Origin of the sequence: [Clostridium] clostridioforme AGR2157, assembly GCF_000424325.1 — a bacterium.
Taxonomy (GTDB): Bacteria; Bacillota; Clostridia; order Lachnospirales; family Lachnospiraceae; genus Enterocloster; species Enterocloster clostridioformis_A.
In genome coordinates this window covers 1-14,120 of sequence record NZ_AUJR01000006.1, presented here as the reverse complement: position 1 = coordinate 14,120, position 14,120 = coordinate 1, and the positions used below count along the sequence as shown (strand labels likewise).

Sequence of the window (14,120 nt, the reverse complement as noted above, 5' to 3'; positions counted from 1 at the left end):
TCTTTTACAAGTAAGGCCTGAACATTCTGTAAAACAAAAGGGAATTGATGTAGGCGGTTAAACCAAATCCAAAAAAGAACCAGCAATAGGCATAAAGTGGCAAAAGTTTTAAGTCTAAATAAGTCATAATCATAGGGAGCGTTGAAATTGTCACAATCGCTAAAGTAGATGGAATGTGCATAAAGGCGAAAGCAAACGCATTTTTGACAAGCTGTCTGGTAGTGTTAGAAAATACTGCAATCACTGGGAATATGTAAAGCGCCAGAATGAGCAGTAGTACAGCCACTCCAAATGATGCGCAGAGTAGGAGTTGTCCTGTGATGGATGGGGAGGACCACAAAAATCCAATGTTCGTGATTAAGATAAAGGCTGCGGCAATCATGCTAAGCCAGACAATCAAAGACTGCACAAAGTTTTCCTTCAAGGCGTGGAAGAAGGTGCGGATTGTTCCATAGTCATTTCCCTTGATTGAACGGAGCATACAATGATACAGTGCAGTAAGGGAGGGACCGATAGTGATGATGGGAATACAGCACAGAAGGAAGAGCAGATTCGCAATTACAATATCGCCGATTTTATTTAAAAAGATATGGACTACGTTGTTTTCATTCAATAGATTCATATAGGTTTCCTCGACTTTCTCGTTTTTATGAGCATCAATTCTATTAGGTATTCTAACATCGATTTGTACAGATTGCAAAAGGTTTTGTTCTGAACGAAGAAAAGCAAAAGAAATATAGAAAAATGTTGGGGTGATTTTGAAAAATTATCTTGTAATTCAAAAAAAAGGGTATTGTAATTGGTAAAATGCTGAAAAATTAAGAAGAATGTTATGGAAACAAGAAAAAATACATAAAAATAACATTTTTCCATATAATGCAGACAAATCTCCATTTAACATTATTCCATGTGAAATTATAATAAAAAACAACATATGAAACAGATGCTAAATCAAGTAATATGACAAAAAAATAAGGGAGGAAAAATATGAAATTCAAGAAGGCGTTGGCTATGGTGTTGGCAGGGGCTATGGCACTTTCACTGGCAGCATGCGGAGGAAACCGAAACAGTGAAAGTACAGATGACAACAAGGAAAAATCAAACAGTGGAGAACTCTCTGTTTCTATCTGGGATTCTTATCAGGAGCCTGGAATCAAAGAGATTCTCGCAGATTTCACAGAAGAGACAGGAATTAAAACAAAGCTTACTGTGGTAAAATGGGACGAGTATTGGACCATGCTGGAAGCAGGTGCACAGGGCGGCTCTCTTCCAGATGTATTTTGGATGCACTCGAACGAAAGTGAAAGATACATGTCTAACGGTATGCTTCTAGACTTAACAGATAAAATTGCGGAAAGTGATACCATTGATCCTGAAAATTATCCAGAGGATATTTGGGGATTGTACACATATAAAGATAAATATTACGCAGTGCCAAAGGACGTGGATACAATCGCTCTGTGGTACAATAAGACGATGTTTGATGAAGCAGGGCTTGCATATCCTACTGCAGACTGGACATGGGACGATGTGACAGAAGCGGCAAAGAAGCTGACAAAAGAAGATGGAAGTCAGTATGGGCTTGCAATGAGAAATGACACCAATCAGGCTGGTTATTACAATATGGTTTTCGATAACGGCGGGTATATCATTAATGATGACAGGACAAAATCAGGCTGGGATGATCCGAAGACAATTGAAGCAATGGAAACATTAGAAGGTTGGATTCAGGATGGTGTGATGCCTTCTCTGGAGACGATGTCTGAAAACAGTGAGGATGTTTTGTTCCAGTCGGGTAAAGTTGCGATGGTATGCCAGGGTTCCTGGATGCTTCCAGCCTATAAGTCTAATGAGTACACGGCTGAGAACTGTGATGTTGTAGAACTTCCGAAAAATGCAACAACAGGAAGAAGAGCTTCCGTATACAATGGGCTTGGATGGGCTGCATCAGCCAACGGCAAAAATACGGAAAATGCATGGAAGTTAATTGAATATTTGGGTTCCAAAGAGGCACAGGAAAAACAGGCAGAACTTGGTGTTACGATGTCCGCATACAAGGGAACATCTGACGCATGGAAAAATTCAGCAGACTTCAATTTACAGGCTTATTTGAACATGATGGATGATATGGAAATCAGGCCATATTCAAGATCTACCGTAACTTGGGAGAATGAGGACAGTGAGTTGTTAAAGAGTGTTTACACAGGCCAAAAGAGTATGGCAGATGTGTGCAAAGAGATGGCAGATCAGATGAACAATAAGCTAGAGGAAGAAGCACATTAAAACGTTTCAATTTGTCAGGCAGATTCTTTTGAATCTGCCTGTATTAAAGGAAGTAGTGGTTTGCATGGATAAAAAGAGAAAACTTATGGGAACAAGCAGAGAGCGCAGTGAATTTCTATGGGGCTGGCTGTTTATTTTGCCAACGATGGTAGGGTTGATTATTTTGAATCTCATTCCTATTTTTCAGACAATTTACCAAAGTTTCTTCAAAACAGGGGACTTTGGAAGAGGAAATATTTTTGTTGGATTGGATAATTATGTGAAGGTATTCGGAGATAAAGAAGTATGGCAGGCTCTGATTAATACATTAAAATATGCGATTGTGGAAGTTCCGTTTTCCATTGCTATCGCACTGGTTCTGGCAGTTCTTCTGAACAGAAAGATGAGAGGACGTTCTGTATATAGAACCATCATATTCCTTCCGATGGTTGCGGCTCCGGCAGCAGTGGCTATGGTATGGCGATGGTTATTCAACTCAGATTTTGGATTGATTAATAATCTGTTCCATATTCATGTAAAATGGATTTCTGATCCGAGGATCGCGGTATTTTCGATTGCAGTGATTGGTGTCTGGTCAATACTTGGATACAACATGGTACTATTTCTTTCCGGGCTGCAGGAGATTCCCCATGATTATTATGAGGCGGCAGAAATTGACGGGGCAACAGGAGTGAAAAGCTTTTTTTACATCACAATTCCTTTATTGTCCCCGACAATTTTCTTTGTGCTGGTAACCCGCGTAATTAGTTCCCTTCAGGTATTCGACTTGATTTACATGGTAATAGATAAGACGAATCCGGCACTTGAAAAGACACAGTCACTGGTATATTTATTCTATAAATACGCATTCATTAATAAGAATATGGGATATGGCGCAACGATTGTTGTTCTCCTTCTTGTTCTTACGATGATTCTTACCGTATTCCAGATGATTGGACAGAAAAAATGGGTATTCTATAATTAGGGGGGGCAGAATGGCTAGTATGGAAACAAAAAGAAAAATATCTACAATTGTAATACACATTGTATTGGTTCTTATATCGATTACGATGATGGTCCCCTTTTTATGGATGATACTGACATCTTTTAAATCGGTCACAGAAGCCACCGCAATTAATCCTTTTGTAATTTTTCCAAAGTTATGGAGAACAGAGGCGTTCACAGCAGTTTTGAATAATATGAACTTCCTGATGCTGTATAAAAACACATTTCTGTTAATCCTCTTCCGTGTTTTATGTGCGGTTTTGACGGCAACGATGGCAGGGTATGCATTTGCAAGGCTTCACTTTAAAGGAAGGAACTTTTGTTTCTCATTGGTATTGTTTCAGATGATGGTTCCAGTGCAAATTTTCATTATTCCGCAGTATCTGATGATTAGTAAAATGGGGATGCTGAATACCATTTTTGCATTGGTATTCCCAGGTATGGTAACAGCATTTGGAACGTTCCTTTTGCGTCAGGGATATATGGGGTTGCCAAATGATCTGGAAGAAGCGTCAAGACTGGATGGATGTAACATCGGTCAAACCTTTCTTTATATCATGGCACCGCTGACGAGATCTGGCATGGTGGCACTTGGAATTTTTACAGCAGTTTTTGCATTCAAAGACCTGATGTGGCCGATGATTGTTAACACAGACAAAGACATGTTAGTTCTTTCCTCTGCACTGGCAAAGATGCAGGGACAGTATGTAGCGAAGTTCCCGGAACTGATGGCAGCGTCTTTGATTGCATGTGTACCGATGATTATCATTTATGTGATTTTCCAGAAACAATTTATTGAAGGAATTGCTACCAGCGGTGGTAAATTATAACCGTAGACATTTTTGGCTGGCGTAACAGTGATTACGTCAGCCTTTTTTTAAACAAGGAGAGAATTATGGCGATAAAGTATCATGAAAAAACAAAAACATTTCACATTTTCAACAAAGAAGTGAGTTATATTATCCATATTATGGAGAATGGTCAACTGGAGAACCTGTACTATGGAAAGGCGGTTCGGGATAAAGAAGATTTTACTTATCTTCACGAAGAATGTATACGTTCGCATATGTCGATTTGCATACCGGAACCGGGAACGCTGTCTATGCATTACACAAAGCAGGAATATCCGGTATATGGGACAGGGGATTACAGAAGTCCCGCATTGTCGGTAAGACAAGAAAATGGAAGCAGAATTGTAAATTTCACCTATCGGTCACATGAAATCTATGGTGGCAAAAAAAACCTTACACCGTTACCGGCTGTTTATACTGAAAACGACGAGGAAGCACAGACATTAGAGATTCTGCTTCATGATTCTCTTATGGATACCGATCTGGTGCTTTCTTATACAGTATTTGCAGAGATGCCCGTTCTTACAAGAAATAGCAGGATTGTTCAGAAAGGAAATCAGAAAATCGTACTGGAACGTGCGATGAGTGCAAGTGTAGAATTTCCGGATATGGACTATGAAATGGTGCATCTTTCCGGCGCTTGGGCCAGAGAGCGTTATGTGAAAAACAGGAAGTTGGAAATGGGAATTCAGGCGGTACAGAGTCTGACCGGGACATGTAGTAGTGCAGAGCACAATCCGTTCCTTGCGCTGAAGCGGCCTCACACAACAGAAGATCAGGGAGATGTATATGGATTCAGTCTTGTTTACAGTGGAAATTTTCTGGCGCAAATAGAGGTTTCAACTTTTGATATAACCAGAGTTATGATGGGAATTCATCCAGAAGGATTCCACTGGGAATTGAGCGCAGGGGAAGAGTTTCAGACACCGGAAGTTGTTATGGTCTACAGCAGTCAGGGATTAAACAAGATGAGCCAGACGTATCACAAATTGTACCGGAAACGGTTGATGCGAGGGATGTGGAGAGATCAGGCGCGACCGATTCTTCTAAATAACTGGGAAGCTACCTATTTTGATTTCAATGAAGAGAAAATACTAAATATTGCGGCAAAGGCAAAAGAAGCAGGGGTAGAGCTTTTTGTTTTGGATGATGGATGGTTTGGTACCCGAAATGATGATTACAGAGGGTTAGGTGACTGGTATGTGAATCTGGAAAAACTGCCGGATGGTATCTCAGGACTCTCTCACAAAGTGGAAGAAATGGGGTTAAAATTTGGTCTTTGGGTAGAGCTTGAGATGGTAAATAAAGACAGTGACTTGTATCGGGCACATCCTGATTGGATCATAGGGGTTCCGGAGCGGTTTGAATCGCATTCCAGACATCAGCATGTATTAGATTTCTCCAGAAAGGAAGTAGTGGATTACATTTACGCGATGGTTTCCAAAATCATCCGGGAGTCTTCAATCTCTTACATCAAATGGGATATGAATCGGTATATGACAGAACCGTATAGCAGAGGATTGGATGCTTCTTCGCAAGGGGAAGTCATGCATAAATATATCCTTGGAGTGTATGATTTATATACAAGGCTTACAACAGAATTTCCGGAAATTCTCTTTGAATCCTGCGCAAGTGGAGGTGCAAGATTTGACCCGGCGATGTTGTACTTTGCTCCACAGACATGGACAAGTGATGACACAGATGGCAATGAAAGAACAAAAATTCAGTATGGAACTTCCTATGTATATCCAATTGTAAGTATGGGGACCCATGTATCCGCAGTGCCGAATCATCAGCTTTACAGAGTTACTCCGCTTTCAACAAGAGCAAATGTTGCATATTTTGGCACATTCGGGTATGAATTGGATCTCAATTTGTTAAGTGATAGAGAGATGGAGATGGTCAAAGAACAGATTGAATTCATGAAGGAGAACAGAGAATTGATTCAAATGGATGGCGATTTCTACAGATTACGCAGCCCGTTTGAGGGAAATGATACAGCATGGATGGTAGTTTCACAGGACAAAAAACAAGCGATTGCCGGATTTTATCAAAAGTTGAATAAAGTAAATGCGTCTTGGCTGCGTTTAAAGCTTCAAGGGTTGGACAAAGAAAGACTCTATGATGTACAATGTGAAGAAACCATATATCAGGCGTATGGTGATGAACTCATGTATGTCGGAATACCTTTGGACAGAGAGCGTTTAAATAAAAAAGGAGGAGATTTCGCGTCGTTGATTTATGTACTCAAGGAGGCTGAAAAATAACTTCTGTTTGTGTAAAGGAGAAGATGCATTGAATCATACAATAGAATTTACGAATTCAGCAACATATAAATGTCTCGGGGATATGCAGGAAGGTTCACTTGAACTGTGCCTGACGTACTGCGGGTGGGAATCTTGTAACCCAGCCCACAGGTTCGGTCCGAATCAAAGAGCGTCCAGTGTATTGCACGTGATTCAGAAAGGAAAGGGTACCCTGGAAATCAATAAAAAGGTATACCAATTGAAAGCTGGCGATGCATTCTTCTTGCCTCCCGGAGTGGAAGCGTGGTATGAAGCGGATTGGGAAGAACCATGGTGTTATATGTGGGTCGGATTTATCGGAATTAATGCGGAGGAATATGTCAGTAGTGCAGGTTTTAGCCTGAAAAATCCGGTTCGTAAGATTAACTGTGTAGAGAAGGTGTGGACGTACATCAGTCAGATGCTGGAAGCCCACCAATTGACCTATGCCAATGAATTAAGGCGAAATGCTTTCCTTCGACTTGTTCTCGCAGAATTGATCGGTGATTATCAGCAAACGGCAAGGGGAGCCAATACGGTTCATCATTATTCTGGTGCGCTGTATGCACAACATGCGATGGAGTATATCACCTATCACTATAATGAACGCCTAAAAATCAATGAACTGGCAGATTATATTGGTGTAAACAGAAGTTACCTTGCAAGTAGCTTCAAGAAGACGTTTGGATGTTCCCCACAGGAATTCCTGGTGAATCTGCGAATGGAAAAAGCAAAGGTGCTTTTAAAAAAACAAGATATATCCATCAGCGCAGTAGCAAATGCGGTAGGCTATACGGATCAGCTTGCGTTTTCCAAAGTATTCAAGCAGCATTTTGGAATGAGTCCGAGCACGTACAAGGATGAAAAAAACTGTTTGGTAGTTAAAACAAAAAAAGAGGAGCACAAGAATTTTTAGCGGTATGTTAGTGGATACAACTCTGTGCAGTCTGATACCGAGATTTTATGAAGTGTCTGCAGGAGCGGTCTGTCTGGATGGAGTGGACATTCGTCATATCAAATTAATTTACCGTTGCTGATGAAAAAGGTTGCTTTTTTCCATAAAATATATTATAAATAATATGAGGTAAAATGGTTTCCCTTAAACCATGACCTCATCCTTATTAATTATTTATACTCCCCTTGAGAAGTCCCCGGATAGCTCCCCTATCCGGAGACTTCTCTTTGCTGTTACTTCCTTTTAATTCTCCTTGACCTCAGCCGCAAAACGCGGGTAAACGGTCCCTTTTTATGTCCTTTAATCCAGACCCGCCGGACAGCACAAGGGCCCGCCGGATTACTCCGGCAGGCCCTGCTTATTTATATTGAAAATCCTATCCTAGCACATTCACTATCTTCACCGGATTCCTGTAATCCCAGTTGGACACTGTAATGCCTGTCCTCTCTGTTGAAGCATGAACAATCTGTCCGTTGCCAATATACATGGCTACGTGGTTGATACTTCTTCCGCTTCCGTAAAAAATCAAATCTCCGGGCCGCATCTGGTCAGCGCTGATGGCAATTCCCTGCTGGGCTTGTCCGCCGGAAGAGCGGTTCATGGATATGCCTGCTGAATTCTGCAGCACGTATCTGGTAAATCCGGAACAGTCCGTCCCTGTACGCGGGTCGCTGCCGCCGTACTTGTATCTTCCGCCTACAAACTGCATGGCGTAATTCACCACCTGCTGGCGCTTATATGTATCTGAAGACTCAACGGCATCCTGCTGTACCTCTGCCATCTCATTTTCTCCTACCTGCTCCACGGTAGCATTACCGGATACAGGCAAAAATCCTTCGGAGTCATTGACCCGAACCTTCATCCATCCGTTTCCCATATCCTCCAGAACTTCATATACATTCCCTGTCTTGGCTGTCATCAGTACTTCTTCACTGTCCTGGCTTTTGTTAATGTTGACGCTCTCCGCTGTAATAGTGGCAACGTATGTACCTGCTGTGAATCCAGGACCGATTGCAGCCAGGGAAGTAAATGGATTCATGACCATCAGCATCCCGCATACAGCTCCTGCCTTTAAAAGGCTGCCTAACATTTTTCTCATTGAAGAAACTCTCCCATCATGGTTTTATACTAAATGTAGCCGGAGATTTATTTATTACATAATTGTTACATTCATTACAAATGCATTATATCACAATTTTGTCCTACGTCAACAATTTTAGACATATTTAATATTTCCTTAAGTATTTTAACATTTTATGTAGTAATTTGAATTAAAAATGAAATCCCGCCCTCAAATGGCTCCTCTGCCGGCCCATACCGCAAAAAAGCCCGCTGTCTCAGGACAGCAGGCTTACAATCTTAACTGGTTTTCTGTAATCATACGGGGAGGTCTTGATTCCCGTTTTCTCTGTGGATGCATGTACCACTTCCCCATTGCCTATGTACAGGGCTACATGGTTGATACCGCCGCCCCCGGCATAAAACAGCAGGTCACCCGGCTGCATCTGGTCCTCTGTCACGGCCTTTCCGTAAGAGGACTGTCCGGTGGATGAATGGGGCAGATTGATGGAAGCAGCCTTGCCCAGCACGTATCTGGTGAAGCCGGAGCAATCCACTCCCTTATTTGGATCCACTCCGCCGTACTGGTAGCGTCCTCCCACGAACTGAAGGGCATACTCCACTACCTGACGGCGCATCTTGGCGTCTTCATCCACGGTTTCATGGGCTTTTTCCACCACTGTGGCATTACCGGAGGTCTTAATGTATCCTTCTCTTCCGCCGGTGCGTATCTTGACCCAGCCCTGTTCCGTTCTTCCCAGCACTTCATAGGTCTGGCCCCTCATGACCTGGCCCTGTCTGGCCGAATCTTGGCTGGCACTTCTGTGTACGTCCACGGAGGGCGCCTCTATCTTCACTACATAGGAGGACCGAGTCTGGACCTCTGCCTGCTTTACAGCTGCCTGGCTGTCCATGGGTCTCATCCCCCACAGTCCTACACACAGGCACATAAGCCCTGATGCCTTTATGATTCCTTTCCTTAATCCCCTTATGTTCACGCTGATTCTCCTAACTTTTATCTATTTTCCTGATAATGTAAATATTACGCAAATATTACGTTTATTGAAATCAGTATATTATTTATTCACATTTTTGTCAAGAAAAAGGAGCTGTTTTTTAACAGCTCCTGCCATATGCACCCTGCCATATGCTTCTGCCATATCAGCGTAATGTCAGCTCCTGATTATCTTCTGGGTCCCCTGAACATCCACACGGCCAGCATAACCAGCAGCACCGGCCATATATAGGACAGAATCCAGCCAGCTAGTCCCATGATGCCAAAGAACACGGTCATCACCAGGAATATGACCAGGAATACTACCAGCCCGGCAATGAGTCTGACATACCACTTGCTGAAGTCCACATAATGGACCTCCGGTTTTCTTCCCCTGAACGGTTCCCGTTCTTCCTGGCTGCTTCCTGCTGCCCCTGTCCGGTAGGCGGACTCTGATTCAAAGGAATCAAACCCATCCGGCCTGTCCTCGGTGTCAAGGGCAGCATCCACTATGGTCCTGGCAATGATTCTTGGGCCGCCCAGACTCTCTATGACCTCATCCTCTGTCTGGCCCTTGGCAGCCTCCTCCATAATATAGGAGTCATAATACCGCAAATTCTCCTGTATGACGGAATAGGGTACCCGTCCTTCCAGCTCACTTTTTAGTCCCTGCAAAAATTCTGTCCTGCTCATTACTCAACCCTTTCCTTAATCGTTCCCTCTCTGTAAGCAGCTACCAGCTCCTTCAAATCTGCTATCTGTCCTTTTAATTCTTTTCCTTTATCCGTATCAGCCACCATCACCCTGCTCTTTACCTTTTCCACCACGGATACCCTGGGCGTGCTCTCCTTCTTTGGGTCAAAGGGCCTGTGCTCCGCCAGGGCCAGGTGATGGGAATTATAAATCAGGGTATACCCCGCAATGCCCGTGGTGCTCTGGTAGGCCTTGGACAGACCACCGTCAATGATGAACAGCTTACCGCCCGCCTTCATGGGCTTCTCCCCATCCTTAAGCTTAACCGGCACATGGCCGTTGATGATGTGGGAGCCCTCAACGGGAAGCCCGAATTCCTCCAGCAGGCGGTTGCAGAATTCTTCCTTCAGGCTCAGCTGGTAGTAGGGGTTCATCACTTCCTTATAGGTGGATTTGTCCTCCACGAAATAATGTTCAAAGGTAGTCATCTTATCCTTGCCGAACACAGGGGATTTTGCCCCGCACCACAGATACCACATCATATCCATGGCCGTCTCCTTTCCGGGCGTCCCCTCGGGCATGAAATAGGCATTCTGCACCTGCTGGTTAAAGAAGTCCATCAGCTCCTTCCCTCCATAGGATACCCCGTTCATGGTGATAGTATCGAAAGTACCGTCCTTTTTCATGGGAATACAGCCATGGTAAAGGAGGTTGGAATTATAACATTTATAAATAGCCCCATGGGAGTACAGGAACCTTATATGCTTATGCAGCAGTTCCCCATGTTTAAAGGACGCCTGCAGGGTGCGCAGCAGCTCCTTCTCCCCGCGGCTCAGCTCCAGAGGATTCTTGGGGTTCACGGTGGGAAAATTCATATCCATCATGGGAAATGTCTTCCCATCTATAACCACGGTTCCCTTATCAAAATCAACATTGGACAGCAGGACCCTGTTGTCCATCTCATACTCCGGATGGCGCTTAATCATGGCGCCCTCCACCTTGAACTGAATCACGGCAATGGCCTTGTGCATCTTGGCCGCCAGGCCAGGGTCCACCGCATCGTAAATGTTCTCGTCCAGAATCCTGGGCATGAACCGTGTGCAGGGGTCGTCCTGGTACACCTTGGCCGCAAACATGGAGAGGGGCCTTAAGTTGATGCCATAACCGTCCTCCAGCACATCGAAGCTGTTGTAGCTGATGGCAATGCGCAGCACATTGCAGATACAGGCCAGATTCCCTGTGGCCGCTCCCATCCAAGAGATGTCATGATTCCCCCACTGTATGTCCACATCGTGGAAGCACATGAGCTCATTCATAATGATGTCCGCCCTGGGGCCTCTGTCATAGATGTCCCCTATGATATGCAGGTTGTCAATGGTCAGGTTCTGAATCAGATGGCACAGGGAAATGATGAACTTGTCCGCCGTATCATTCTCAATAATGGAATGTATGATTTCGTTATAGTACAGTTTCTTGTTATCGTCGTTGTAGTCCACGTGAAGCAGCTCGTCAATGATGTAGGCAAATTCCCGCGGCATCTTCTTGCGGACCTTGGAGCGGGTGTACTTGGAGGACACCTCCTTGCAGCTCTGTACCAGGCGGTAGATGGTGATTTTCTGCCAATCCTCGGTGTAGTGCCCCTGCTTCATCATACGGGCCAGGTTCCGCTCCGGATAATAAATCAGGTTAGCCAGCTGTACCTGCTCCTCCTCCGGAATCAGGTGGCCGAAGGTCTCCTTGATTTTCTCCCTGGTGATACCGGATGAAGACCGCAGCAGGTGTATGAATGCCTCATATTCCCCGTGCAAATCGCTGAAAAAATATTCTGTTCCCTTCGGAAGGCTGCAAATTGCTGTCAGATTGACAATTTCGCTGGTAGCTTCCTTAACTGTGGGGTATTCTTTTGCCAGGAGCTTAAGATATGCCAAATCCCTCACCATCATGTTCCCCCAATCCCAATTGCATTTTATTTAAAGTTATAGTAACATATTCTTAATGAAATGAAAAGTTTTTCCAACTGAACAAAGGTTTAAGATTATCTAAATTTTTTCTAAGGAGAAGAGATGCCAATGGAGGAATTATACGTATTTGGAACAGGAAACGCCCAGGCCACACGCTGCTATAACACCTGCTTTGCCATAAAGGGCGGGGATGAATATTTCATGGTGGATGCAGGAGGAGGAAACGGCATCCTGCGCATCCTGGAGGATATGAATGTGGACCTGTGCCATATCCACAACATTTTCGTCACCCATGAGCACACGGACCACATCATGGGCATTGTGTGGATGGTGCGCATGGTGGCTGCCGCCATGAAAAAGGGAAAGTATGAAGGCAAGCTGCAGATTTACTGCCACCAGGGGCTGGTGGATACCATCTCCACCATCTGCCGTCTGACCATTCAGGGCAAGTTCTATAAGATGATTGGAAGCCGCATTTTCCTGGTGCCGGTGGAGGACGGCGAGACAGTCCATATCCTGGATTATGACGTCACCTTCTTTGACATCATGTCCACCAAGGCCAAGCAGTTCGGATTTACCACCACCCTGAAAAATGGCCGCCGGTTCACCTGCGCAGGCGACGAGCCGTATAACGCGGAGTGCCGCCCCTACGTGGAAGGCAGTGACTGGCTGCTTCACGAGGCCTTCTGCCTGTACCGCGACCGTGAGATTTTCGAACCCTACGAAAAGCACCACAGCACGGTAAAGGAGGCCTGCGAGCTGGCGGAGGAACTCTCCATCCCCAACCTTGTACTATGGCATACGGAGGACAAACACCTGGCGGAGCGCAAATCCCTTTATACGGCCGAGGGCAGGGAATACTATCACGGCAACCTGCTGGTGCCGGATGACGGGGAAATCATCCCACTGTAACCAAGGAACGTACACGGGATTGCAAGGCAGGCAAATTATTCAAAATACCATCTGAGCAAAATACAGGGCGCTGGTCTTTACCGGCAGGCCCATCCTGCCGCCTATCCTTAAGAAGCCTTAACCGCCCGTCTTCCTGAATCCGAATGGATGATGACGCTGCCCCTCTTATAGACCAGGGCGGTGAGCAGGCTTACGATAACTCCTTTCAGTATATTGAAGGGCCCCACAGCCAGGATTACGAATGTCCATACGTTGCTGATGGCAGGATTGATGGCTGCGCCTGCTGCAATGATGGTGTCAAGGGGCATGAAATGGGAATAGAAAGGAAGCATGACAACTGCATTGAGTATCACTGCCACGATTGTCATAATTACGGTTCCTGCCGCCATTCCCATGACAGCCCCTTTTTTTGTCTTCTTAAGCCTGTAGATGATACCGGCCGGAAGCAAAAGGGAGCACCCAAAGCAGAAATTGGCAAACTCACCCACAAATCCCGTACTGGTGGGCTTCAGTATCAGCTTCACCAGGATTTTCACCAGCTCCATGACAACGCCTGCCACAGGACCCAGGGCAAAGGTTCCCACCAGCACCGGCACCTCGCTGATGTCCATGCCATAAAACGACGGCGCGATAAACGGAAGAGGCACCTCAAAAATCATGAGCACTGCCGCCAGAGCGCCAAACATGGCCATGACGGTTACATTCCTTACACTGAGTAAATGATTCTGTTTCATTTTCCTATCCTCCTAGTTATGAACACTTAGCAGCCGTATTTTGGCCGCTCACGTGCAATACATGTCCTTCGGAATGCGTGCAATCGGATAGGGGAGATTTTAACCTCCCCTTCCACACCACGTAGCGTACCGTTCGGTACTACGCGGTTCAATAGTTTACTCGGACTTTCAGATAGTGGGCAGTCATATCGGGATAACCAAGTCTGTCCACTATGATTCTTTTGGTGAGTGCCGAGTTGAGCATTCCCGCCGCTCTCCACACTCCCTTTCGGCAGTTCGCCATCTCATGCACCTTCCACTCTGGTAAATGTAACGCCCGCAACATTTTATATCTTGTGCGTACCTTCTTCCATTGTTTCCAGTACACCGCTCGGATTCTGTGGCGCAGCCACTCATCCGTCTGTTCCAT

At 44.9% G+C, this 14,120-nt stretch carries 12 protein-coding genes and 1 pseudogene; 6 read left to right on the top strand and 7 right to left on the bottom strand.

What is annotated here, in order from left to right; all coding sequences use genetic code 11:
- Nucleotides 1-4 precede the first annotated feature (4 nt).
- Complete coding sequence (locus G614_RS0103035; RefSeq protein ID WP_027640741.1) at nt 5-622, bottom strand: YesL family protein; 618 nt, start codon at nt 620-622, stop codon at nt 5-7.
- 365 nt (nt 623-987) lie between these two features.
- Here G614_RS0103035 and G614_RS0103025 point away from each other — a divergent pair, with 365 nt between their 5' ends.
- The 5 genes from G614_RS0103025 (at nt 988) to G614_RS0103005 (ending at nt 7,319) form a co-directional block, all read left to right on the top strand.
- Nucleotides 988-2,283 (top strand): ABC transporter substrate-binding protein, encoded by a 1,296-nt coding sequence (locus G614_RS0103025; protein WP_027640739.1) that lies wholly within the window; start codon nt 988-990, stop codon nt 2,281-2,283.
- 64 nt (nt 2,284-2,347) lie between these two features.
- A complete protein-coding gene (locus G614_RS0103020) occupies nt 2,348-3,247 on the top strand; it encodes a carbohydrate ABC transporter permease (protein WP_027640738.1) in 900 nt (299 codons plus the stop codon).
- A 10-nt stretch (nt 3,248-3,257) separates the two neighbouring features.
- Nucleotides 3,258-4,097: a carbohydrate ABC transporter permease gene (locus G614_RS0103015; RefSeq protein WP_044917373.1), complete on the top strand. Its 840-nt coding sequence runs from the start codon at nt 3,258-3,260 to the stop codon at nt 4,095-4,097.
- 65 nt (nt 4,098-4,162) lie between these two features.
- Nucleotides 4,163-6,385 carry an alpha-galactosidase gene (locus G614_RS0103010; protein WP_027640736.1) on the top strand — a complete coding sequence of 741 codons (2,223 nt, stop codon included), beginning with the start codon at nt 4,163-4,165 and terminating at the stop codon, nt 6,383-6,385.
- A 28-nt stretch (nt 6,386-6,413) separates the two neighbouring features.
- On the top strand, nt 6,414-7,319 hold the full coding sequence (locus tag G614_RS0103005; RefSeq protein WP_027640735.1) for an AraC family transcriptional regulator: 906 nt from the start codon (nt 6,414-6,416) through the stop codon (nt 7,317-7,319).
- 415 nt (nt 7,320-7,734) lie between these two features.
- On the opposite strand, the gene G614_RS0103000 is transcribed toward G614_RS0103005, so the two are convergent.
- The 4 genes from G614_RS0103000 to G614_RS0102980 form a co-directional block, all read right to left on the bottom strand.
- Nucleotides 7,735-8,457 carry an NlpC/P60 family protein gene (locus tag G614_RS0103000; RefSeq protein ID WP_022200254.1) on the bottom strand — a complete coding sequence of 241 codons (723 nt, stop codon included), beginning with the start codon at nt 8,455-8,457 and terminating at the stop codon, nt 7,735-7,737.
- 238 nt (nt 8,458-8,695) lie between these two features.
- On the bottom strand, nt 8,696-9,436 hold the full coding sequence (locus G614_RS0102995) for a C40 family peptidase (protein WP_027640734.1): 741 nt from the start codon (nt 9,434-9,436) through the stop codon (nt 8,696-8,698).
- A gap of 164 nt (nt 9,437-9,600) precedes the next feature.
- Entirely contained in the window at nt 9,601-10,104 is a 504-nt protein-coding gene (locus G614_RS0102985) for an HAAS signaling domain-containing protein (RefSeq protein ID WP_027640733.1), read from the bottom strand.
- Complete coding sequence (locus G614_RS0102980) at nt 10,104-12,044, bottom strand: fructose-1,6-bisphosphatase (protein ID WP_207637837.1); 1,941 nt, start codon at nt 12,042-12,044, stop codon at nt 10,104-10,106. The genes G614_RS0102985 and G614_RS0102980 overlap by 1 nt, the downstream gene beginning before the upstream one ends.
- Before the next feature lie 123 nt (nt 12,045-12,167).
- On the opposite strand from G614_RS0102980, the gene G614_RS0102975 reads away from it, so the two are divergent.
- Nucleotides 12,168-12,977 (top strand): MBL fold metallo-hydrolase, encoded by an 810-nt coding sequence (locus G614_RS0102975; RefSeq protein ID WP_027640731.1) that lies wholly within the window; start codon nt 12,168-12,170, stop codon nt 12,975-12,977.
- Between the two features lie 107 nt (nt 12,978-13,084).
- Here G614_RS0102975 and G614_RS0102970 read toward each other — a convergent pair whose 3' ends face one another.
- Nucleotides 13,085-13,711 (bottom strand): ECF transporter S component, encoded by a 627-nt coding sequence (locus tag G614_RS0102970; RefSeq protein ID WP_027640730.1) that lies wholly within the window; start codon nt 13,709-13,711, stop codon nt 13,085-13,087.
- A 148-nt stretch (nt 13,712-13,859) separates the two neighbouring features.
- Nucleotides 13,860-14,120: pseudogene (locus G614_RS31675) on the bottom strand (maturase); the annotation flags it as partial.

What these genes read in the sequence shown, in the direction of transcription:
- G614_RS0103035 (WP_027640741.1), bottom strand. Translation starts at nt 622, where the DNA reads ATGAATCTATTGAATGAAAACAACGTAGTCCATATCTTTTTAAATAAA.
- G614_RS0103025 (WP_027640739.1), top strand. Translation starts at nt 988, where the DNA reads ATGAAATTCAAGAAGGCGTTGGCTATGGTGTTGGCAGGGGCTATGGCA.
- G614_RS0103020 (WP_027640738.1), top strand. Translation starts at nt 2,348, where the DNA reads ATGGATAAAAAGAGAAAACTTATGGGAACAAGCAGAGAGCGCAGTGAA.
- G614_RS0103015 (WP_044917373.1), top strand. Translation starts at nt 3,258, where the DNA reads ATGGCTAGTATGGAAACAAAAAGAAAAATATCTACAATTGTAATACAC.
- G614_RS0103010 (WP_027640736.1), top strand. Translation starts at nt 4,163, where the DNA reads ATGGCGATAAAGTATCATGAAAAAACAAAAACATTTCACATTTTCAAC.
- G614_RS0103000 (WP_022200254.1), bottom strand. Translation starts at nt 8,457, where the DNA reads ATGAGAAAAATGTTAGGCAGCCTTTTAAAGGCAGGAGCTGTATGCGGG.
- G614_RS0102985 (WP_027640733.1), bottom strand. Translation starts at nt 10,104, where the DNA reads ATGAGCAGGACAGAATTTTTGCAGGGACTAAAAAGTGAGCTGGAAGGA.
- G614_RS0102980 (WP_207637837.1), bottom strand. Translation starts at nt 12,044, where the DNA reads ATGGTGAGGGATTTGGCATATCTTAAGCTCCTGGCAAAAGAATACCCC.
- G614_RS0102975 (WP_027640731.1), top strand. Translation starts at nt 12,168, where the DNA reads ATGCCAATGGAGGAATTATACGTATTTGGAACAGGAAACGCCCAGGCC.
- G614_RS0102970 (WP_027640730.1), bottom strand. Translation starts at nt 13,711, where the DNA reads ATGAAACAGAATCATTTACTCAGTGTAAGGAATGTAACCGTCATGGCC.